This window comes from Pseudomonas paraglycinae (assembly GCF_021601625.1).
Classification (GTDB): Bacteria; Pseudomonadota; Gammaproteobacteria; order Pseudomonadales; family Pseudomonadaceae; genus Aquipseudomonas; species Aquipseudomonas paraglycinae.
The window spans coordinates 254,176-273,676 of the sequence record NZ_BQHR01000005.1 but is presented as its reverse complement, the minus strand read 5'-3'; the positions used below and the strand labels follow the sequence as shown (position 1 = coordinate 273,676).

The following is a 19,501-nucleotide window of genomic DNA, read 5'->3' as shown; positions in this document are numbered from 1 at the left end:
CAGTTATGCGGGTGGGCGGGCGAAGTTGCAAGTACCGCTCGGGATCTACACTTTACGGGTGACGGTTGCGCACTAAACCCGCAAAATGCAACGATTCCGGCAATTATCGACGACGCTGCCACGAGCATCGTCGCCAAAGCCATCGTTCCAATCAGACTGGGCCTGCTGACTCTATGCGAATGCGCCTTATGTTACTGGGCGGCGGAAATGCCCTTGGGCAGGCGCTGATTCGCCTCGGTGCGGAGGAAGACATCGGTTTCCTCGCCCCCCGCCCGCCCGAAGACGGCTGGGATGCCGCGAGCCTGACCCAATTGCTCGACGACACCCGTCCCGATGCATTGATCAACCTTGCCTACTATTTCGACTGGTTCCAGGCCGAGGCCGTCAGCGAAAGCCGTCTGGCCGGACAGGAACGCGCGATCGAGCGTCTGGCCGAACTGTGCCAGCACCACAACATCGTGCTGGTGCAGCCGTCCAGTTATCGGGTGTTCGACGGTTCTCGTGCCACTGCCTACAGCGAAAAGGACGAGCCAGTGCCATTGGGCCTGCGCGGTCAGGCCCTGTGGCGGATCGAGCAGAGCGTACGCGCCACCTGTCCGCAACACGTGCTGCTGCGTTTCGGCTGGCTGCTCGACGACAGCCCGGAGGGGATCCTCGGGCGCTTCCTGGCCCGTGCCGAACAGCCGGAAGAACTGCTGCTGGCCGATGACCGCCGTGGCAATCCGACACCGGTCGACGATGCGGCGCGGGTGATCATTTCGGTGCTCAAGCAACTCGATTGCGCCGCGCCGCTGTGGGGCACTTACCACTACGCCGGCCACGAGGCGACCACGCCGCTGGCGCTGGGCCAGGCGATTCTCTCCGAGGCGCGCAGTCTGCACCCGCTGGCCATCGAAGCGCCGACCGCCCAGGCCCACGCCGCGCGGCCGGATGCCGCTGAAGAACCGCAACACGCGGTACTCGCCTGCAAGAAAATTCTGCACACCTTCGGGATCAAGCCGCGTGCCTGGCGTGCCGCGCTCCCGGGCTTACTGGATAGGTTTTATCGTCATGGCTGAAGGCCCTGTTCTCATCACCGGCGGCGCCGGTTTCATCGGCTCGCACCTGACTGACGCGTTGCTCGCCAACGGCCATTCGGTGCGGATCCTCGATGATCTGTCGACCGGCAAGCGCAGCAACCTGCCGCTGGATAATCCCAAGGTCGAACTGATCATCGGCGATGTGGCCGATGCTGCTCTGGTCGCACAAGCGATGCAGGGTTGCAGCGCTGTCGCCCATCTGGCCGCCGTCGCGTCGGTGCAGGCGTCGGTGGACGATCCGGTGAAAACCCACCAGAGCAATTTCATCGGCACGCTGAACGTCTGCGAAGCCATGCGCGAGGCCGGCGTGAAGCGTGTGCTGTACGCCTCCAGCGCAGCCGTCTACGGCAACAATGGCGAAGGCGAGTCGATTGACGAAGACACGCCCAAGGCGCCGTTGACGCCTTACGCGTCGGACAAACTGGCCGGCGAGCAGTACTTCGATTTCTACCGTCGCCAGCACGGTCTGGAACCGGCGATCTTCCGTTTCTTCAACATCTTCGGCCCGCGTCAGGATCCGTCCTCGCCGTACTCCGGGGTGATCAGCATTTTCAGCGAACGCGCGCAGAAAGGCCTGCCGATCACCGTGTTCGGCGATGGCGAGCAGACCCGGGATTTCATGTACGTCGAAGACCTGGTCGACGTCCTGGTGCAGGCGCTCGAGAAGCCGCAAGTGGACGTCGGTGCGGTGAACGTCGGCTGGAATCAGGCGACCAATCTCAAGCAGATGCTGGCCGCGCTCGAGGCGGTGGTCGGCGAGTTGCCGCCCGTCAGCTACGGCCCGGCGCGCTCCGGTGACATCCGTCATTCGCGGGCGAACAACCGCCGGTTGCTTGAGCGATTCAAGTGCCCGACGCCAACGCCGATGAACGTCGGCCTGGCCCGTCTGCTCGGCCGCTGAGCTTCTTGCGGACATGAAAAAGGCGCCTTTTGACAGGCGCCTTTTTCACGGCCGGAATTCGGCTTTCAAACCGGTTTCCTGTAGCGAGGGAGCTTGCTCCCCGGTCGATGGCGTAACATCGCCGCCAGTTCTGAGCTGCCCGCCACCAAGCCTCATTCACCACCACGTGAACGTTCTTTAGAACTTGTAGCCTAGACCAACCATGTAGATGAAGGGATCAACGTCCACATTCACCCGTGCACGGGTGCCCGGGGCCACGGCGTTGTTTTCGACGGTGGCGCGGGTATCGATGTCGATGTAGCGCACCTGGGCGTTGAGCATGATGTTGTCGGTCAGCATGTAGTCAGCGCCGACCTGCCAGGCCAGGCCCCAGGAGTTTTTCGCCTTGAAGTTGCTGAAACCGTTGGACTGGGCTTCGCTGCCGACGTGCTCGTCGTAGATCCAGGTGTAGTTGATGCCGCCGCCGATGTACGGCTGGAACGGCGACTTCGCGTCCAGCGGGTAGTAGACGACGCTCAGGGTCGGCGGCAGGTGTTTCAGGGTGCCGAGCTTGCCGTTGGCGGCTGGCAGGGCAGTGCCCTTGAGCTTCACGTCATGTTCGAACGGGGACGCGGCCAACAGCTCGATACCGATGTTGTTGGTCAGCATGTAGGCGAAGTTCAGACCCAGTTGGGTGTCGCTGCTCATGGTCGCCTTGCCGCCCAGGTTGGTGCCGCTCAACGGACCCTGATCGACCTTGACGCTGGAGCTGTCGGCCTTCGGGTTGACGGTGATCGCACCGGCACGAACGATGATGTCGCCGGCTTCGTGGGCGTGGGCGAGCGGGGCTGCGAGCGCGAGGGCAAACAGCGAGGCGCTGAGCAAGGACTTGTTCATGGAAGCTCCCAAAGGACGTTAAAAATGTTTGATGTCCTATGGTACGAATCCGTCTGATACGGTCTTTTGACTCAGCTCAATGAAACAGTGATGGGCGGTTTTTTTGTGGAACCTTTGCTCGCAAAGCCAGTGGAGAGGGCTATAACTGACTGCCGGACTTACTCCGGCAGTTCGTACACATAAATCTTGTCCGCTTCCATCTGATACCCGGCATCGGCCAGTTCGCTGGTGGACTGCTTGACCTGCAACGGCCCTTCAACCCAGTAAGGCTGATACAGCTCGTCGAGCTTCACGCCGAGTTCGCTTTTTACGTGCACGATCTGGTTCGACGGTGGCGGCGGCACGTGGATGCAGGCGCCGAAATACGGCACCAGCAGGAAGTCCGTGGTGCGACCTTCCTCGCTGACTTCCAGCGGCACGATGTAGCCCGGCAGGCGGATATTCTGGCCATCGAGGCTTTGCACCACGGGGGCGTTGGGCATGTCCTGCTTGGCCGCTGGCGCGGACTCGGCAGACAGTGCATCGCTCATCTTCGAGAGGTCGTGCAGCGGCGTCATGTTCGGCACTTCCGGCGCCGCGTCCGGCGGGATCATCTCCGACCAGGTCAGGTCTTTCGGCGCCGCCGCCCACACGGGCAGGGCGACCAGCAACAGCAGCGCAAGCACGGCGCGGGGCATGGTGAACATCCTCATAAACGGATCGACAGGCCATCGGCCAGAGATTGGCGATACGCGCGCCAGGCCGGCACGCTGCCCATCAGCAGCGCGGCAGCCAGAATGCCACCGAGCAGCGTCCATTCATACTCGCTTGGCCAGGCCAGCGGCAGATACAGACCGTAATTGGCCTGCACATAACCCTGAGCAGCGGCGATGCCGATATACAACAACGCCAGCCCGGCGATCACCCCGGTCAATGCCAGCGCAAAGGCTTCCAGCACCAGCAGGCTCGCGATATGCCACGGCCGCGCGCCCACCGAACGCAGGATCGCCATTTCGCGGCGGCGTTCGTTGAGGCTGGTGAGAATCGCCGTGAGCATGCCGATCAATCCGGTCAGCACCACGAACAGCGAGACCACGAACAGCGCTTTTTCGGCGGTGCTCATCAGGCTCCACAACTCCTGCAGCGCCACGCCCGGCAGAATCGCCAGCATCGGCTCGCCACGGAACTCGTTGATCTCCCGTTGCAGGGCGAAGGTCGAAATCTTGCTGTTGAGGCCGAGCATGAACGCAGTGATCGCTTGCGGCGTCAGGTCCATGTTGCGCGCCTGATCGGCGCTGATCCGGCCGTTGCCACGGGCCGGCACACCGTTGTGCCAGTCGATGTGGATCGCCTCCATGCCGCCGAGGCTGATGTGCAACGTGCGATCCACCGGGGTGCCGGTGCGCTTGAGAATGCCGACCACGGTGAACGGCTTGTCATCGTGCTTGACCAGACTGATCGCCGCCACGCCATGGGCCAGCACCAGTTTGTCGCCGAGCTTGTAGTGCAGCGCCTCGGCCACTTCGGCACCGAGCACCACTTCGAACGGATCGGTGGCGAAGGCGCGGCCGTCCGCCAGTTCCAGGTGCTGCTGGCGACCGTACTGGTAATGCTCGAAATAGGCTTCGGTGGTACCCATCACCCGGTAGCCGCGATGGGAATCGCCGAGGGACATCGGGATCGCCCACTTCACCTTCGGGTTGCTGGCGAAGTGTTCGAAGCTGTCCCAGCGAATGTTGTTGGTGGCGTTGCCGATGCGGAATACCGAGTACAGCAACAGGTTCACCGAACCGGAACGGGCGCCGACGATCAGGTCGGTGCCGCTGATGGTGCTGGCGAAACTGGCCTTGGCTTCGGTGCGCACCCGCTCCACCGCCAGCAGCAGGCAGACGGAAAGCGCGATGGCGAAAGCGGTGAGCAGGGCGGTGAAACGCCGGTTGGCGAGGCTGGCCATGGCCAGACGGAACAGATACATCTCAAACCTCGGCAGACGTGGCGGCGCGATTGAGTTCGGCCAGGGACAGGTGACGGTCGAACAGCGGCGCCAGGCTCTGGTCGTGGCTGACGAACAACAGGCTCGAGCCGGCTTCGCGGCACTCGGCGAACAGCAGGCGAATGAAGTTTTCCCGGGCGTCGTAATCCAGCGCCGAGGTCGGTTCGTCGGCGATCACCAGTTCCGGTTGACCGATCAACGCACGGGCCGCAGCGACCCGCTGTTGCTGACCGATCGACAGCGAATCGGCGCGGCGACTCAGGATGCTTTCGTCCTTCAGACCCAGGTGGGCGAGCAGGGTGGCGGCGGCCTGATCGACGCTGCCGTGACGCTGCTTCGCACGTTCGGCACGCAGCTTCGAGAAGTGGCACGGCAGCTCGACGTTCTCGCGCACCGAGAGAAACGGCAGCAGGTTGAACTGCTGGAAAATGTAGCCGGTGTGATCGACGCGAAAGCGATCACGGGCGCCGGCACCCAGTTCGGTCAGCTCCTGGCCGAGCAGGCGAATGCTGCCGCGGCCGGGTTTCTGCACCCCGCCGAGCAGGCCGAGCAGGGTGGTCTTGCCGCTGCCGCTGGGGCCCTTGAGGAACAGGGTTTCGCCGGCTTCCAGGCGAAACGCCGGGATGTCCAGCAGCGGCGGGTGACCGGGCCAGTTGAAGCCCAGGTCGGACAGTTCGATGAGTGCTTGGGTCATGGCGCCGTTTCGTGTCAGAACTTCAGGGCGGCGGCCTTGGCCGTCACTTCCGTGCCTTGCTGGCCGCTCGGGCTGATCAGTTGTACCTGAATTTTCTGAGTGGCCGGGAAGGTATTGAACAGGTTCGCCAGATCCAGGGTTTTCAACGCACCCGGCGCCGCGCAGCTGAATTGGTAGTGGGCGTGGATTTCGCTGTGGTCGTGATGATGCTCGTGACCGTCCTTGCCGGCTTCCTCTTCGTCGTGGTCGTCGGCATCCGGTTTGTCGCCGAACAGCGGGCTTTCCAGTTCCTGGCTGGTGACCTTGCAACCGGCGGCGGCCGGCAGGCTGAACAGCGCCAGCGGTTTTTCCAGCTGAGCACGCGCGGCTGCGACCTTGGCCTTGTCGGCATCGCTGGTGGCGACGTGTTCGAAACCGACGAGGTTCATCGCCGGGCTTTCCAGCTCCAGCTCCAGGGTCTGGCCGTCGAGCGCGGCGTTCAGGCGACCGACGCCATGTTCGTGGGCACCGAGGCTGCCGTGCTCATGGTCGTGATCATGCTCATCGGCGGCATGGGCGATGGCCAGCGGCAACAGGGCAAACGGCAAAGCGAGCAGCAGACGACGCATGGCGGTCTCCGGGAAGTAAAGTGAAGAGTTTGTTATGTAATCTTATAACGAAAGTGCGCAGAGTTTGCCCGCCCGCTTGGCGTTACACAAGTCCCATGGGAGCATGCAGGTCAGAAATGTGCGGGAGCGAAGCTTATGTTGCGGATACGCGGAACCGTCGGCGAGTTGCCGGTGGATTTGACCCTGGAACTGGATGAAAGCGACTGGGCGCGACTCGGTGCGCAGTTTGGCGTGCAGGTGCAGACGGCCCAGCCGCAGACAGCAGCGGCGGCGCCGGTGGCGAAACCGGTGAATCAGGATGACGCGTTGTGGCAGGTCGCCAGGGATCTGTTGCGCAAGGCCGGACAACTCAGCGGCCCGGAGTTGCTGGATCAGCTCGAAGGGCTGACCGGCAGCGCAGCGGCGGGCAAGCGCTTGCTGGTGCGCCTGCGTCATTCATCCGATGTGAAAGTGGCGAGCGGCGGGGACACGCCGCTCTACAGCTGGGTCGAGTAAGCGCTTAGTACAGCGCGGCAAACACCTTGCGCCGGTAAGCGGTCACCAGCGGGTGATCGTTGCCCAGCAGTTCGAACACTTGCAGCAAGGTCTTGTGCGGCAGGCCTTCGCCGTAGCTGCGGTTGCGGATGAACAGCTTGAGCAGCGCGTCCAGCGCCGCTTCGTATTGCTGACGGGCCAGTTGCTGGATCGCCAGTTGATACACCGCTTCGTCGTCCTGCGGGTTTTGCGCCAGACGGCTCTTCAGGTCGGCGGCGTCCGGCAGGTCGCGGGCCAGACCAAGGAACTTGATCTGCGCCTTGGCGCCGGCCAGTGCGGCTTTGTGCTCGTCGCTCTTGACCGCGTCGAGCACGGTTTGCGCTTCGCCCAGCTCACCGCGTTCGGTCAGGCAGCGAGCGTAGAGGATCAGCGCCTTGGCGTTGGTGTTGTCTTCGCCCAGCAGCGTAACCAGTGTCGCTTCCGCGTCGGCGTAACGGCCTTCATCGAACAGTGCCTGAGCCTGTTCGAACGGATCGGCGGCGGACGGCGCCGGCATCTGCACATGCGGTTCGAGCAGGGCGCGCACGGCGGATTCCGGTTGCGCACCGGCAAAGCCGTCCACCGGTTGACCGTCCTTGAACAGCACCACGGTCGGCAGGCTACGGATGCCGAAGCGGGCGACGATGTCCTGCTCGATATCGCAATTGACCTTGGCCAGCAGCAACTCACCCTGATAGCTTTCGGCGATGCCTTGCAGCATCGGCATCAGCGCCTTGCACGGCGCACACCATTCGGCCCAGAAATCCACCAGCACCGGTTTTTGAAAGGAAGCCTCGATCACCGACTGGTCGAAGTCGGCCGTCGTGGCGTCGAAAATGTACGGCGTTTGCTGACTCATGGGGTCTCTCGTAAAAGCGTGAATGGGGCAACTATACGGTCAGGCGCGGGCCGCGTGGTAGAGGCTGACATGGCGAAACTCTTCGGGCTCGGCCAGATCCGGCAGGGTCATGGCCTCGAGCATTTCGATGCGCCGATACAGCGGATGACGGAAATCCCGAACCCGCGAATCCGCCACCAGCGCCTCGCGGCCACGGCTCAGGAAGGCGTCGAGCAGCGGCAGGTTTTCCCGGTCATAGAGAACGTCGGCCACCAGGATCAGATCGAAGCGATCGGCCTCGGCGAAGAAATCCGTGGAATAGCTCATCTGCACATCATTGAGTTCGGCATTCGCCCGACAGGCGGCAATCGCCAGCGGGTCGAGGTCGCAGGCCACTACTTCCAGCGCGCCGGCCTTCACCGCTGCAATGCCGGCGATTCCGGAACCGGCGCCGAAATCCAGCACCCGCTTGCCTCGAACCCACTCGGGAAACTCCGCCAGATAGCGCGCCACCGCCAGACCGCTTGCCCAGCAGAAACTCCAGTACGGCGGTTCATGCAGGATTCGTTGGGTTTCCTCCTGGCTGAATTCGCGCGCCATGTTGTCGCCGTCGATCAGCCACAGCTGCAAATCGGTGTCCGGCAACGCACAGGCCTTCAGTCGGGCGTCGCCGAGCAATTCGCCCAGCGACTGTTGCAGGTCTAGCGGTGCATTCATGGTGCTTTGACAAATTGCAGCTGGCCCAGCGCCTGGGTGGTCGGCTGAGTGATGGTCTGCGACGGCAGGTGCAGGATCAACTGGCCGGACTGGCTGGCGCGGCCGCGCAGTTCAACCCGCGCACCCACCGGAAAAGCGTCGGGGTTGAAGCGCAGATGGAACGGCAGAATCTGGTTGTTGCCGATCAGGCTGGAACTGGCGAGCAATTGTTGCGGGCGATCCTTTGCGTCGATCACCAGCAGCGCCAGTTCGACTTCGGCGCCGGCCGGCACGCCTTGCAGGGTGCCGCTCAGTTCCCGTTGATACGCGGGCAGCGGGCCGAGGTCGGCGGCTTCCCGGGCTTTTTTCTGCGCCTGTTGCGGCGCCGGGCCCGGCGTGGGCGGCTGAGGCTTGGGCGCATCGCTGCCACAGGCAACCAGCAGGCTGAAAACACTGAGCAAAACGAGCGGTCGTAGGGACATTGGCGGCTCCAGCAAAATGAAATCCATGGATCAAACGATCATGGCAGTCTGTATACCGCAAAGCCTATGGCTTGTCTTGCCACCGGGATGCGCTACCATGGCCCTCCCTTTTTTTGTTGCCAGCCACCATGCACTGTCCCTTCTGCGGTGCCAACGACACCAAGGTCATCGACTCGCGTCTGGTCGCCGAGGGCGAACAGGTGCGCCGCCGGCGTGAATGCCTGGCCTGCGGCGAACGTTTCACGACGTTCGAGACGGCCGAACTGGTGTTGCCGCGCCTGATCAAAACCGACGGCAGCCGCCAACCGTTCGACGAAGAAAAACTCCGCGCCGGCATGCAGCGCGCCCTGGAGAAACGTCCGGTGAGCGTCGAGCGCCTCGAATCCTCTCTGGTCCATATCAAACACAAGCTGCGCGCCACCGGCGAGCGCGAGGTCAAGTCCCTCGTGGTCGGCGAACTGGTGATGGCCGAGCTGCAGAAGCTCGATGAAGTGGCCTACATCCGTTTCGCTTCCGTGTACCGCCGCTTCCAGGACCTCAACGAATTTCGCGAAGAGATCGACCGCCTCGCCCGCGAACCGGTGAAAGAATGACCGCCGCCGCCGAGCAGGCCATCCTCGACGCCCACTTCATGGCCCGGGCCCTGGAGCTGGCGCGCAAGGGGCATTACACGACGCATCCCAATCCACGGGTTGGCTGCGTGATCGTGCGTGACGGGCAGATTGTCGGCGAAGGCTGCCATGAACGTGCCGGCGAACCCCACGCCGAAGTCCACGCCCTGCGCGCCGCCGGTGAACTGGCCCGGGGCGCCACGGCTTACGTGACTCTCGAACCTTGCAGCCACCACGGCCGCACACCGCCGTGTGCCGATGCGCTGGTGAATGCCGGTGTCGGTCGGGTGGTCGCGGCGATGCGTGATCCGAATCCACAAGTCGCCGGACGCGGTCTGCAGCGTCTGGCCGATGCCGGCATCGCCACCGAAAGCGGCGTGCTGGAAGGCGAAGCTCGCAAGCTCAATCAAGGTTTTCTGAAGCGCATGGAACACGGCTTGCCGTTCGTGCGGGTCAAGTTGGCCATGAGCCTCGACGGTCGCACGGCGATGGAAAGCGGCGAGAGCCAATGGATCACCGGCCCGGCCGCGCGTTCGGCGGTGCAGCGTCTGCGCGCCCAGGCCAGCGTCGTGCTGACCGGCGCCGACACGGTGCTGGCCGATGGCGCACGCCTGACCGTTCGCGGTGACGAGCTGGGACTGGATGCCGAACAAACTGCGCTGGCCCTGAGCCGTCCGCCGCTGCGGGTGCTGATCGATGGGCGTCTGCGAGTGCCGCTGGATGCACCGTTCTTCAAGGCCGGACCGGCGTTGGTCGCCACCTGCGTGGCCATCGAAGAACAGTACGCCCACGGTCCGGAATGCCTGATCGTGCCGGGCGATGACGGTCAGGTCGATCTGCACCAGTTGCTGATCGAACTGGCCAACCGTGGCGTCAATGAAGTGCTGGTCGAGGCCGGTCCGCGACTGGCCGGCGCGTTTGCCCAGCTCGGTCTGGTCGACGAGTTCGTGATCTTCATTGCCGGCAAGTTCCTCGGCTCCACGGCGCGTCCGCTTCTGGACTGGCCGCTGGCCTATATGAAGGATGCGCCGGAGCTGAAAATCACTGAAATTCGCGCGGTTGGCGATGACTGGCGAGTCACTGCAATCCCTGTCTCATCGGCGAGCGTATAATTCCCGGCCATCGCGTTAGCGCTGGCTTCGTTCTCAAGGAGAACCCCATGTTTACCGGCATCATCGAATCCATCGGCAGTATCCGCGCACTGACCCCAAAGGGCGGTGATGTGCGGGTGCATGTCGAAACCGGCAAGCTCGACCTGAGCGACGTAAAACTCGGCGACAGCATCGCGGTCAACGGCGTGTGCCTGACCGCGGTTGAACTGCCGGGCAACGGCTTCGCCGCCGACGTCAGTCGCGAAACCCTCGACTGCACCGCCATGAATGACCTGAAAAGCGGCAGCCCGGTCAACCTGGAAAAAGCCCTGACTCCGACCACCCGTCTCGGCGGCCATCTGGTCAGCGGTCACGTCGACGGTGTCGGCGAAGTGGTATCGCGCAGCGACAATGCCCGCGCCGTGGAATTTCGCATCCGCGCGCCGAAAGAGCTGGCCAAGTACATCGCCCACAAAGGCTCGATCACCGTCGACGGCACCAGCCTGACCGTGAATGCGGTCGATGGCGCCGAATTCCTGCTGACGATCATTCCGCACACCCTGAGCGAAACCATCATGGCGTCCTACAAGCCAGGTCGCCGGGTGAACCTGGAAGTCGACCTGCTGGCGCGTTATCTGGAGCGTCTGCTTCTGGGCGACAGGGCCGCTGAGCCTGACTCTTCACAAAAGCCTGGCGGTGGCATCACTGAAAGCTTTCTGGCCGCCAACGGCTACCTCAAATCCTGACTGAAGGGGGTGCCTTGTGGCGCTCAATAGCATCGAAGAACTGGTTGAAGACATCCGCCAAGGCAAGATGGTCATCCTCATGGATGACGAAGACCGCGAGAACGAAGGCGACCTGATCATGGCCGCCGAATGCTGCAAGGCCGAGCACATCAACTTCATGGCCAAATACGCCCGTGGCCTGATCTGCATGCCGATGAGCCGCGAGCGCTGCGAAACCCTGAAGCTGCCGCTGATGGCACCACGCAACGGTTCCGGTTTCGGCACCAAGTTCACCGTCTCGATCGAAGCCGCCGAAGGCGTGACCACCGGCATTTCCGCCGCTGACCGCGCACGCACCGTGCAAGCGGCCGCCGCGAAAGACGCGAAAGCCGAAGACATCGTCAGCCCGGGCCACATCTTCCCGCTGATGGCCCAGGCCGGTGGCACCCTGGCCCGTGCCGGTCACACCGAAGCCGCCTGCGACCTGGCGCGCATGGCCGGTTTCGAGCCGAGCGGTGTGATCTGCGAAGTGATGAACGACGACGGCACCATGTCCCGTCGCGCCGAACTGGAAGCTTTCGCCGCTGAACACAACATCAAGATCGGCACCATCGCCGACCTGATTCACTACCGGATGATCCACGAACGTACCGTTCAGCGGATTGCCGAGCAGCCGCTGGACAGCGAACTGGGCCAATTCAACCTGGTGACCTATCGTGATTCCGTGGAAGGCGACGTGCACATGGCACTGACCCTGGGCACCGTTTGCGCCGAAGAGCCGACCCTGGTTCGCGTGCACAACATGGACCCGCTGCGCGACCTGCTGATGGTCAAACAACCGGGCCGCTGGAGCCTGCGTGCCGCCATGGCCGCGGTTGCCGAGGCCGGCAGCGGTGTGGTGCTGTTGCTCGGTCACCCACTGGATGGCGACGTGTTGCTGGCGCACATCCGCGAAACCGGCGATCAGGCCGCGCCGAAAAAACCGACCACCTACAGCATCGTCGGTGCCGGTTCGCAGATCCTGCGTGACCTCGGCGTGCGCAAAATGCGACTGATGTCGGCGCCGATGAAGTTCAATGCAATATCCGGTTTCGATCTGGAAGTTGTAGAATACGTGCCCTCCGAATAATGACCGGTTGTTTCCGGCTCCGAATTCGCGGCAAATAAATCACTGAGGGACGCGAAACAGACGCGTCCCGGCTCTTTAAGAGATCTGACGAATGACCCTGAAGACCATCGAAGGTACCTTCATCGCCCCTAAAGGCCGCTACGCTTTGGTAGTGGGCCGCTTCAACAGCTTCGTGGTTGAAAGCCTGGTCAGCGGTGCAGTTGATGCCCTGGTTCGCCACGGCGTGAGCGAAAGCGACATCACCATCATCCGCGCACCTGGCGCCTTCGAAATCCCGCTGGTTGCGCAGAAAGTCGCCCAGAAAGGCGAGTTCGCAGCAATCATCGCCCTGGGCGCGGTCATTCGTGGCGGCACTCCGCACTTCGAATACGTGGCTGGCGAGTGCACCAAGGGCCTGGCCCAGGTGTCCATGGAGTTCGGCGTACCGGTCGCTTTCGGCGTCCTGACCGTTGATTCCATCGAGCAAGCCATCGAACGTTCCGGCACCAAGGCCGGCAACAAAGGTGCTGAAGCTGCCCTGTCCGCTCTGGAAATGGTCAGCCTGCTGGCGCAGTTGGAGGCCAAGTGATTAGCGACGAAAGCGATCGTTTCAACCCGCGCGATCCGAAACCTGCGGATGCCGGCAAGCCATCGAAAAGCGCCAAGCGCCGCGAAGCCCGTCAGCTCGCGACCCAGGCCCTGTATCAGTGGCACATGGCTCGGCAGTCGTTGAACGAGATCGAAGCGCAGTTCCGGGTCGATAACGATTTCACCGATGTCGACGGTGCTTACTTCCGCGAAATCCTGCACGGGGTTCCGCAGTTCAAGACCGAAATCGACAACGCGCTCACGCCTTGCCTGGACCTGGCGATCGAAGAGCTGGACCCGGTTGAACTGGCCGTTCTGCGCCTGTCCACCTGGGAACTGCTCAAGCGCGTCGACGTGCCGTACCGCGTTGTGATCAACGAAGGTATTGAACTGGCCAAGGTGTTCGGTTCGACCGACGGCCACAAGTTCGTCAACGGCGTGCTCGACAAGCTGGCTCCGCGCCTGCGTGAAGCTGAAGTGAAGGCGTTCAAGCGCTGATCCGCGCTTGAATACTTTTTCTCGGCCATGGGCGAGTTTGAGCTGATCCGCAATTTCTTCGCCGCCGCGCCTTGTGCGCAGGGCGGCGAAGGCGTTGCATTGGGGATCGGCGACGACTGCGCCTTGCTGGCGGTTCCTTCCGGGGAACAGCTGGCGGTTTCCACCGATACGCTGGTGGCCGGCGTGCATTTCGCCGATCCCTGCGATCCGTTTCTGCTCGGTCAGCGCTCGCTGGCCGTGGCGGTCAGCGACCTCGCTGCCATGGGCGCCACGCCCGTCGCCTTTACCCTTGCCCTGACTCTGCCGACGGTGACTGCCGATTGGCTGCAAGCCTATGCCCGCGGTTTGAACCGCATGGCGCAGGGCTGCGGCGTGGCACTGGTCGGCGGCGACACGACGCGCGGGCCGTTGAGCCTGACCGTCACCGTGTTCGGCCGCGTCCCGGCCGGCAAAGCGCTCACCCGCAGCGGCGCACAGCCGGGCGATCTGCTGTGTGTCGGCGGCGAACTGGGCAATGCCGCCGGGGCCTTGCCGCTGGTGCTGGGTCAGCGTGACGCCGAGCCGCACATCGCCCAGCCGCTGCTTGATCATTACTGGTCGCCGCAACCGCAACTTGCCCTCGGCCAGGCCCTGCGTGGCAAGGCCAGCTCGGCGCTGGATATCTCCGATGGCCTGCTCGCCGACTGTGGTCACATTGCACTGGCCTCGAAGGTTCGCCTCGAAGTCGAGCGTGAGCGTGTTCCGTTGTCGGATGCGCTGGTGACGTTTCTCGGCCAGCGCGGCGCCGAGCGTGCGGCGTTGAGCGGTGGCGATGATTACGTGCTGGCTTTCACGTTGCCGTCCGACGAGTTGCCGGCGCTGCTCGCCGATGGCTGGCCGATCCATGTGATCGGCCGCGTAACGCAAGGCCAGGGCGTGGTGCTGCTGGATCGCGACGGGCACGACATCACCCCGCAAATCCGGGGTTATCAACATTTTCAGGAGTCACCGTGACAGATCACCCGAAACAGGTTCCGGCCGAATTCGTTCCGCCGTCGGTCTGGCGCAATCCCTGGCATTTCCTCGCGTTCGGCTTCGGCTCGGGCACCTTGCCCAAGGCGCCGGGCACTTGGGGCTCGTTAGTTGCGCTACCCTTTATCCCGTTGTGGCAGATGCTGCCCGACTGGGGTTACTGGCTGATGCTCGGGATCACCATGCTGTTCGGCTTCTGGCTGTGCGGCAAAGTGGCCGACGATCTGCGGGTGCACGACCACGAAGGCATCGTCTGGGACGAAATGGTCGGGATGTGGATCACCCTGTGGCTGGTGCCGGAAGGCTGGTACTGGTTGCTCGCCGGGTTCCTGGTGTTCCGCTTCTTCGACATTCTCAAGCCGTGGCCGATCCGCTGGATCGACCGGCATGTTCACGGCGGCGTCGGCATCATGCTCGACGACGTGCTGGCCGGCGTATTCGCCTGGCTGGCGATGCAGGGACTGGTGTGGCTTTTCGCCTGATTTCCAGGCGTGGATGAGGGACGCAGGGATGACTCGACGCTGGTTGGCGATAGTGGTTTTGACCTTGCTTGGCGCCATGGCCCAGGCACAGGACGCACCGCCGTCGGTCATTCACCTGGCCAGCGAAGACTGGGAAGACTACACCGCCGCCGATGGTCATGGCCTGGGCTGGGACGTGTTGCGCAAAGTGTTCGAGCCGGTGGGAGTGGCCCTGGATATTCGCACCGTGCCCTACACCCGCTCGGTCGGGCTGGTGCAGTTGAAGGAAGCCGACGCACTGGTCGGTTCCTATCGCGGTGAAGCCGAACAGGTGCTGTACCCGAAATGGAATTTCGATTCCGACCACATCTACGCGCTCGGCCTGGCCAGCAATCCCTCGCCGACCCAGGCGACGCTGGGCAAATACCGACTGGCCTGGGTGCGCGGCTATCGCTACGAAACCTACCTGCCGAACGTCAAACGCTTCAACCAGATCGAGCGCCGCACCGGGATCCTGTCGATGCTCAAGCAGGGGCGGGCGGATTACTACATCGATGCGCTGACGGAAATAGAAGCGGTGGTGAGAAACGCCGCCGACCCGTCGCAGTACCGTTATTCACATCTGGCTGAACTGCCGCTGTACCTCGGTTTCGCCGACACCCCGCAAGGCCGGGCGCTGATGTCGATCTATGACCAGCGCATGGAGCAACTGGTGAAGAGCGGTGAGTTGAAGCCGATCTTCGAGCGCTGGAAGCAGCCGTATCCCTTCGAATGAACGCGATAAGGGCGAGCCTGTTATCAAACTTTTTGATCGTTATGGCCGATAATTCAGCCTAAGCGCCTGCGGGAACCTGCTGTTACAATGCCGCCCAGCGAATCTTCAGACTTTTCAGATCAGGAGCACACCGGTGCCTGTCGTTTTTGTCGCCGCTTCCAAGCTGCCAACGCCTTTTGCACAATTCACCATGCACGGTTTTCTCGATGAAGCCACCGGCCGCGAGCACGTCGTGCTGAGCCTGGGTGAGATTGCCGACGGTGCCCCGGTACTCGGCCGTCTGCACTCCGAATGCCTGACCGGCGATGCCTTGTTCAGCCAGCGTTGCGACTGCGGTTCGCAACTTGAGGGCGCCCTCAAAGCCATCGCTCGCGAAGGTCGTGGCGTGTTGCTGTACCTGCGTCAGGAAGGACGCGGCATCGGTCTGTTGAACAAGATCCGTGCCTACGAATTGCAGGACGGCGGCGCCGACACCGTTGAAGCCAACGAGCGTCTGGGCTTTGCCGCCGACCAGCGTGACTACGCCATGTGCCTGCCGATGCTGGAGCATCTGGGCGTCAAATCCCTGCGTCTGATGACCAACAACCCGCGCAAGGTCAAAGCCTTGACCGATATGGGTATCGTTGTTGCCGAGCGCGTGCCGCTGCACACCGGCCACAACCCGCACAACAAACTCTATCTGGCGACCAAGGCCAGCAAGCTCGACCACATGATGGGCAACGAGCATCAGGGCGAGGTAGACCGGGCGTGACCCGCGGGCAAGTGCGGCGCCGTCTGTCGATCGCCTGGTGGAAATACCTGGCGCTGGCGCTGGTGCCGCTGTTCGTGATCAACGCTGTGTTCGGCCAGGGCGAGGCGATTCTGCCGGTGCTGGCGCTGCCTTTCTTTATCGCTGGCGTGGCCTCGATGTTTGTCAGCCTGAAGTTTTTCGGGCGCTACAAACATGCGCTGATCGCCACGCAAAAAGCCCTCGATACTCCTGAAGAGCCCGCTGCCTGGATTGCCCTGGCGGCCTGCCTTCGCAGTGCATACGTGGTCGCGGCGCTGCCGGCATGGATTGGTGCGCTGGCGGTGTTCGTTGGCCTTGAAGCGGTGCCGCTGATGTTGCTGGCGCTGTCCACGGCGGTGCTGTTCTACCTCTACCGTATCCCGCGTCAACTCGCTTGATGCGTCGTCTCTGGCTGGCGGTTCTGCTGCTGGCCGTCAGCGGTGAAACGCTGGCCGCCCTGCGGGTGGTCAGCCTCGCGCCATCTCTGTCCGAAATCGTGGTTGAACTGGGTTCGGCCGACCTGCTGGTCGGGGTGCTGGATGCCGGTGAGCGTCCTTCCGCGATCAAGGACGTGCCTTCGGTGGGCCGTTACGGCCAGCTAGACATGGAACGGTTGCTCAGCCTCAAGCCTGACTTGTTGCTGTTGTGGCCCGGCAGTGTCGGCCCGGCTCAACGTGATCAGCTCAAGCGCCTGAACATCCCGACGTTCGTTGCCGAGCCTCACAGTCTCGAACAGCTGACTGCGCAGATTGAGGGCATCGCGATACAGCTCGGTCGTCCTGAGCGTGGGATCGCGCGGGCCAGCGAGTTGCGGCAAAAACTCGATAAGCTGCGCCAGCGCTACCGCCGCGAAGTACCGCTGCGGGTGTTCTATCAGGTTTGGGACAAGCCGCTGTACACCGTCGGTGGCGGACAAATCATCAGCGATGCGCTTGAAGTGTGTGGCGCACGCAATGTGTTCGCCGACCTGAGCCTGCCAGCGCCACAGGTGAGCATCGAAGCGGTTTTACAGCGTGATCCCGAAGTGATACTGGCCGGCGATCAGCCGCAACTGGAGGCGTGGAACGCCTGGCCACAAGTGGCAGCGGTCAAGCACGGGCAATTGCTGCTGGTCACCGATAAAGGCCTTGAGCGTCCGAGCGGGCAGATGATCGAGGCGACCGCCAAGCTCTGCCAGCTGATCGCGCCAGATCGTTAGAGCTGCGGCGTCCAGGTCACGCCGAACATGAACGCCCGACCTTCCTCGCGATAGCCAAACTGACTGCCGTCATGGCTGTACAGCGCCCGGCTGTAACCCTTGTCCAGCAGGTTGTCGACCTTGAAATCCAGTTTGATCTCTCGGTTCAGCGCCCAGCTGCTGCGCAATCCGAGCAGTGCATAACCGCCCAATGGTTGCTGATTGTTCAGATCGTCATAACTGCTGCTGACGGCCTGCCAACTGGCGCCGAGGCCAAGGCGATCGAACTGTCGATCCAGATCCCAGCTCAGGGTGCGACGGGCACGCCGTGCCAAAGTGTGGCCGGTGTCGCGGTCGCGGGGATCGATGATCGCCACGCCGAGGTTGCTCTGCCAGCCGAACAGCTCCTGTTTCAGCGCTGCTTCGAAGCCGTTGATTCGCGCCGAGGCGACGTTCTCTGGAGGGTTACCGTCAGCGGCGATAATGGCGTCCTTCAGATCTGTACGATAAATCGACGCCTCTAGACGGCTGCTGTCAGTCAACTGGCTGCGCCACTGCAACTCATAGCTTTTGGAGGTTTCCGGTTTCAGATCCGGATTGCTGTACTTGGGGTAGTACAGGTCGTTGAAAGTAGGGGCACGGAAGCCTTCGCTGTAGCTCAAGAGCAGATCGTTGTCGGGATTGACCGGCAACGTCAGCGTGCCGCTCCAGCTGTTCTGACCGCCGAACTGCTGGTTGTCATCGCGACGCAGGCCCAGTTCGGTGGAGAAGCTGTCGGCCTGATAACGATGCTGGATAAATGCGGCGCGGTTCCAGCGACCGTCTTCGTCGAACGCGGTGCTGCTGTTGATCCGGTCTTCGTACCAGTCGCCACCAAGGATCAGGCTGTTGCGCGCATCGAGGGTCAGGTCGTTCTGCCAGGTCACCGAATCACGGTAGGTGTTGAACACCGAGCGTTCATCGCTGAGCTTGTCGAAGGTTTTTTCACGATTTTCGCTGTGGCCGAGTTCCAGGCGCGACCTCCAGCGCTCGTTGATCCGCGCATCGATGTAGCTGCTGAAACTGCTGACGGTGAAATCGCTGTAAGGTTGCTCTTCATAGGATCGGTCGGTTGCTTCAACGTAACGTCCCCATGGACTGTCGAACTCGCTTTTGCCCCTGTTATCCAGCAGATTGGCGCCGACTTCGATGTCATCGGTCAGCGCATGGCTGAGGCTCAGGCTGATGGATTTGTTGCGGTAGGCATCGTGATCGCTGTCGCTGGGGTAGGACTCATGGGTGCGGTCGAGGCCGGCGGTTTCATCGAGGCTGGCGCCGAGGTTGAAGCGGGTTTTCTCGTCTCCGCCGGAGAGGCCAATACTGCGTTCCCAGGTCTGGTTGCTGCCGAATCCGACATGCATCCGCGGCTGCAAGCCTTGTTCGCCGCCGCGCCGGGTGAAGATCTGAATCACCCCGCCAATTGCATCGCTACCGTAAATCACCGAACGTGAACCGCGCAGCACTTCCACGCGCTCGATCTGCTCGATGTTGAGGTGTTGCAGGTTGCTGTCGCCGGAGGTGGAATTGCCGATGCGCTGGCCGTCGACCAGCACCAGGCTCTGCGCCGATTGCGTACCACGAATGTAGATCCCCGGGAGGCTGCCACGTCCGCCGGTTTGCGCGACTTGCACGCCCGGCACCCGCTGCAGCAGATCGGTGACGCTGCGCGGTTGCAGACGCTCGATGTCTTCGCGGGTGAACACGGTGTTGGCGGCGCTGCTGTCGTTGCGTGCTTCGACCTGACGGTTGGCGCTGATCAGCATGTCCGGCAGCTTCAGGGCCTGATCGCGTTCGAAATTGTCAGCGAGGGCGTTGGCGGAGGGCAGCAGCAGGAGGGGCAGGGCGAGGCGCGAGAGGTTCATCGGTATTCCGTTGGTATTTCTGGTGTGCACTAGATTTCCAGCGACACAAAACACTGTGGGAGCGGGCTTGCCCGCGATGGCGTCGGTACATCCAACATCAATGTTGACTGTGCCGACCTCATCGCGG

Annotated in this window: 24 protein-coding genes; 15 read left to right on the top strand and 9 right to left on the bottom strand. The window is 62.7% G+C overall.

Annotated features, from left to right (window positions below; translation table 11 throughout):
- The first annotated feature begins 173 nt into the window (after nucleotides 1-173).
- Both L6D82_RS09995 and L6D82_RS09990 read left to right on the top strand, forming a co-directional pair.
- The gene (locus tag L6D82_RS09995; protein WP_011336149.1) at nucleotides 174-1,058 is read left to right on the top strand and encodes a sugar nucleotide-binding protein; all 885 of its coding nucleotides are present in this window, start codon (nucleotides 174-176) and stop codon (nucleotides 1,056-1,058) included.
- Nucleotides 1,051-1,980, top strand: a complete 930-nt coding sequence (locus tag L6D82_RS09990) for an NAD-dependent epimerase/dehydratase family protein (RefSeq protein ID WP_236188908.1) — start codon at nucleotides 1,051-1,053, stop codon at nucleotides 1,978-1,980. The genes L6D82_RS09995 and L6D82_RS09990 overlap by 8 nt, the downstream gene beginning before the upstream one ends.
- A 177-nt stretch (nucleotides 1,981-2,157) precedes the next feature.
- Here L6D82_RS09990 and L6D82_RS09985 read toward each other — a convergent pair whose 3' ends face one another.
- From L6D82_RS09985 to L6D82_RS09965, 5 genes are all read right to left on the bottom strand, one after another.
- A complete protein-coding gene (locus L6D82_RS09985; RefSeq protein ID WP_074691639.1) occupies nucleotides 2,158-2,856 on the bottom strand; it encodes an OmpW/AlkL family protein in 699 nt (232 codons plus the stop codon).
- A gap of 158 nt (nucleotides 2,857-3,014) precedes the next feature.
- On the bottom strand, nucleotides 3,015-3,533 hold the full coding sequence (locus L6D82_RS09980; protein WP_064384123.1) for a DUF3299 domain-containing protein: 519 nt from the start codon (nucleotides 3,531-3,533) through the stop codon (nucleotides 3,015-3,017).
- 11 nt (nucleotides 3,534-3,544) lie between these two features.
- On the bottom strand, nucleotides 3,545-4,810 hold the full coding sequence (locus tag L6D82_RS09975) for an ABC transporter permease (protein ID WP_064599744.1): 1,266 nt from the start codon (nucleotides 4,808-4,810) through the stop codon (nucleotides 3,545-3,547).
- A 1-nt stretch (nucleotide 4,811) separates the two neighbouring features.
- Nucleotides 4,812-5,522: an ABC transporter ATP-binding protein gene (locus tag L6D82_RS09970; protein WP_007955587.1), complete on the bottom strand. Its 711-nt coding sequence runs from the start codon at nucleotides 5,520-5,522 to the stop codon at nucleotides 4,812-4,814.
- A gap of 14 nt (nucleotides 5,523-5,536) precedes the next feature.
- Complete coding sequence (locus L6D82_RS09965; protein WP_007955585.1) at nucleotides 5,537-6,130, bottom strand: DUF2796 domain-containing protein; 594 nt, start codon at nucleotides 6,128-6,130, stop codon at nucleotides 5,537-5,539.
- 135 nt (nucleotides 6,131-6,265) lie between these two features.
- Here L6D82_RS09965 and L6D82_RS09960 point away from each other — a divergent pair, with 135 nt between their 5' ends.
- The gene (locus L6D82_RS09960; protein WP_102686395.1) at nucleotides 6,266-6,625 is read left to right on the top strand and encodes a hypothetical protein; all 360 of its coding nucleotides are present in this window, start codon (nucleotides 6,266-6,268) and stop codon (nucleotides 6,623-6,625) included.
- A gap of 4 nt (nucleotides 6,626-6,629) precedes the next feature.
- On the opposite strand, the gene trxA is transcribed toward L6D82_RS09960, so the two are convergent.
- Genes trxA through L6D82_RS09945 form a run of 3 tightly spaced genes read right to left on the bottom strand, consistent with a single transcriptional unit; the run spans nucleotide 6,630 to nucleotide 8,659 of the window.
- Entirely contained in the window at nucleotides 6,630-7,502 is an 873-nt protein-coding gene (gene trxA / locus L6D82_RS09955; RefSeq protein WP_007955581.1) for a thioredoxin, read from the bottom strand.
- 39 nt (nucleotides 7,503-7,541) lie between these two features.
- The gene (locus L6D82_RS09950) at nucleotides 7,542-8,198 is read right to left on the bottom strand and encodes a class I SAM-dependent methyltransferase (protein WP_085747612.1); all 657 of its coding nucleotides are present in this window, start codon (nucleotides 8,196-8,198) and stop codon (nucleotides 7,542-7,544) included.
- The gene (locus L6D82_RS09945) at nucleotides 8,195-8,659 is read right to left on the bottom strand and encodes a YbaY family lipoprotein (protein ID WP_007955577.1); all 465 of its coding nucleotides are present in this window, start codon (nucleotides 8,657-8,659) and stop codon (nucleotides 8,195-8,197) included. Before L6D82_RS09945 ends, L6D82_RS09950 begins: the two co-directional genes overlap by 4 nt.
- Nucleotides 8,660-8,787: 128 nt before the next feature.
- Between L6D82_RS09945 and nrdR the strand changes: the two genes are divergently transcribed.
- The 12 genes from nrdR to L6D82_RS09885 all read left to right on the top strand — a co-directional run bounded on the left by nrdR (nucleotide 8,788) and on the right by L6D82_RS09885 (nucleotide 17,494).
- Nucleotides 8,788-9,252, top strand: a complete 465-nt coding sequence (gene nrdR, locus L6D82_RS09940; protein ID WP_003228656.1) for a transcriptional regulator NrdR — start codon at nucleotides 8,788-8,790, stop codon at nucleotides 9,250-9,252.
- On the top strand, nucleotides 9,249-10,382 hold the full coding sequence (ribD, locus tag L6D82_RS09935) for a bifunctional diaminohydroxyphosphoribosylaminopyrimidine deaminase/5-amino-6-(5-phosphoribosylamino)uracil reductase RibD (RefSeq protein WP_236188907.1): 1,134 nt from the start codon (nucleotides 9,249-9,251) through the stop codon (nucleotides 10,380-10,382). Before nrdR ends, ribD begins: the two co-directional genes overlap by 4 nt.
- A gap of 47 nt (nucleotides 10,383-10,429) precedes the next feature.
- Complete coding sequence (locus L6D82_RS09930) at nucleotides 10,430-11,107, top strand: riboflavin synthase (RefSeq protein ID WP_085609113.1); 678 nt, start codon at nucleotides 10,430-10,432, stop codon at nucleotides 11,105-11,107.
- 16 nt (nucleotides 11,108-11,123) lie between these two features.
- Nucleotides 11,124-12,215, top strand: a complete 1,092-nt coding sequence (gene ribBA, locus L6D82_RS09925) for a bifunctional 3,4-dihydroxy-2-butanone-4-phosphate synthase/GTP cyclohydrolase II (RefSeq protein WP_039771922.1) — start codon at nucleotides 11,124-11,126, stop codon at nucleotides 12,213-12,215.
- 91 nt (nucleotides 12,216-12,306) lie between these two features.
- Complete coding sequence (gene ribH / locus L6D82_RS09920; RefSeq protein ID WP_003228649.1) at nucleotides 12,307-12,783, top strand: 6,7-dimethyl-8-ribityllumazine synthase; 477 nt, start codon at nucleotides 12,307-12,309, stop codon at nucleotides 12,781-12,783.
- A complete protein-coding gene (gene nusB, locus L6D82_RS09915; protein WP_007955566.1) occupies nucleotides 12,780-13,280 on the top strand; it encodes a transcription antitermination factor NusB in 501 nt (166 codons plus the stop codon). The genes ribH and nusB overlap by 4 nt, the downstream gene beginning before the upstream one ends.
- A 27-nt stretch (nucleotides 13,281-13,307) precedes the next feature.
- Nucleotides 13,308-14,273, top strand: coding sequence for a thiamine-phosphate kinase (gene thiL, locus L6D82_RS09910; RefSeq protein WP_102716669.1), 966 nt, complete (start codon nucleotides 13,308-13,310; stop codon nucleotides 14,271-14,273).
- Complete coding sequence (locus L6D82_RS09905) at nucleotides 14,270-14,773, top strand: phosphatidylglycerophosphatase A family protein (protein WP_085697647.1); 504 nt, start codon at nucleotides 14,270-14,272, stop codon at nucleotides 14,771-14,773. Before thiL ends, L6D82_RS09905 begins: the two co-directional genes overlap by 4 nt.
- Before the next feature lie 28 nt (nucleotides 14,774-14,801).
- Nucleotides 14,802-15,527, top strand: coding sequence for a substrate-binding periplasmic protein (locus tag L6D82_RS09900; RefSeq protein ID WP_236188906.1), 726 nt, complete (start codon nucleotides 14,802-14,804; stop codon nucleotides 15,525-15,527).
- Nucleotides 15,528-15,660: 133 nt separating this feature from the next.
- Nucleotides 15,661-16,278: a GTP cyclohydrolase II gene (gene ribA / locus L6D82_RS09895; protein WP_007955551.1), complete on the top strand. Its 618-nt coding sequence runs from the start codon at nucleotides 15,661-15,663 to the stop codon at nucleotides 16,276-16,278.
- Nucleotides 16,275-16,694: an MFS transporter gene (locus L6D82_RS09890; RefSeq protein WP_134020908.1), complete on the top strand. Its 420-nt coding sequence runs from the start codon at nucleotides 16,275-16,277 to the stop codon at nucleotides 16,692-16,694. The genes ribA and L6D82_RS09890 overlap by 4 nt, the downstream gene beginning before the upstream one ends.
- Nucleotides 16,694-17,494 carry a cobalamin-binding protein gene (locus tag L6D82_RS09885; protein WP_236188905.1) on the top strand — a complete coding sequence of 267 codons (801 nt, stop codon included), beginning with the start codon at nucleotides 16,694-16,696 and terminating at the stop codon, nucleotides 17,492-17,494. Before L6D82_RS09890 ends, L6D82_RS09885 begins: the two co-directional genes overlap by 1 nt.
- Here L6D82_RS09885 and L6D82_RS09880 read toward each other — a convergent pair.
- Complete coding sequence (locus L6D82_RS09880) at nucleotides 17,491-19,374, bottom strand: TonB-dependent receptor domain-containing protein (protein ID WP_236188904.1); 1,884 nt, start codon at nucleotides 19,372-19,374, stop codon at nucleotides 17,491-17,493. The two genes, L6D82_RS09885 and L6D82_RS09880, sit on opposite strands and share 4 nt — an antisense overlap.
- Nucleotides 19,375-19,501: the final 127 nt, after the last annotated feature.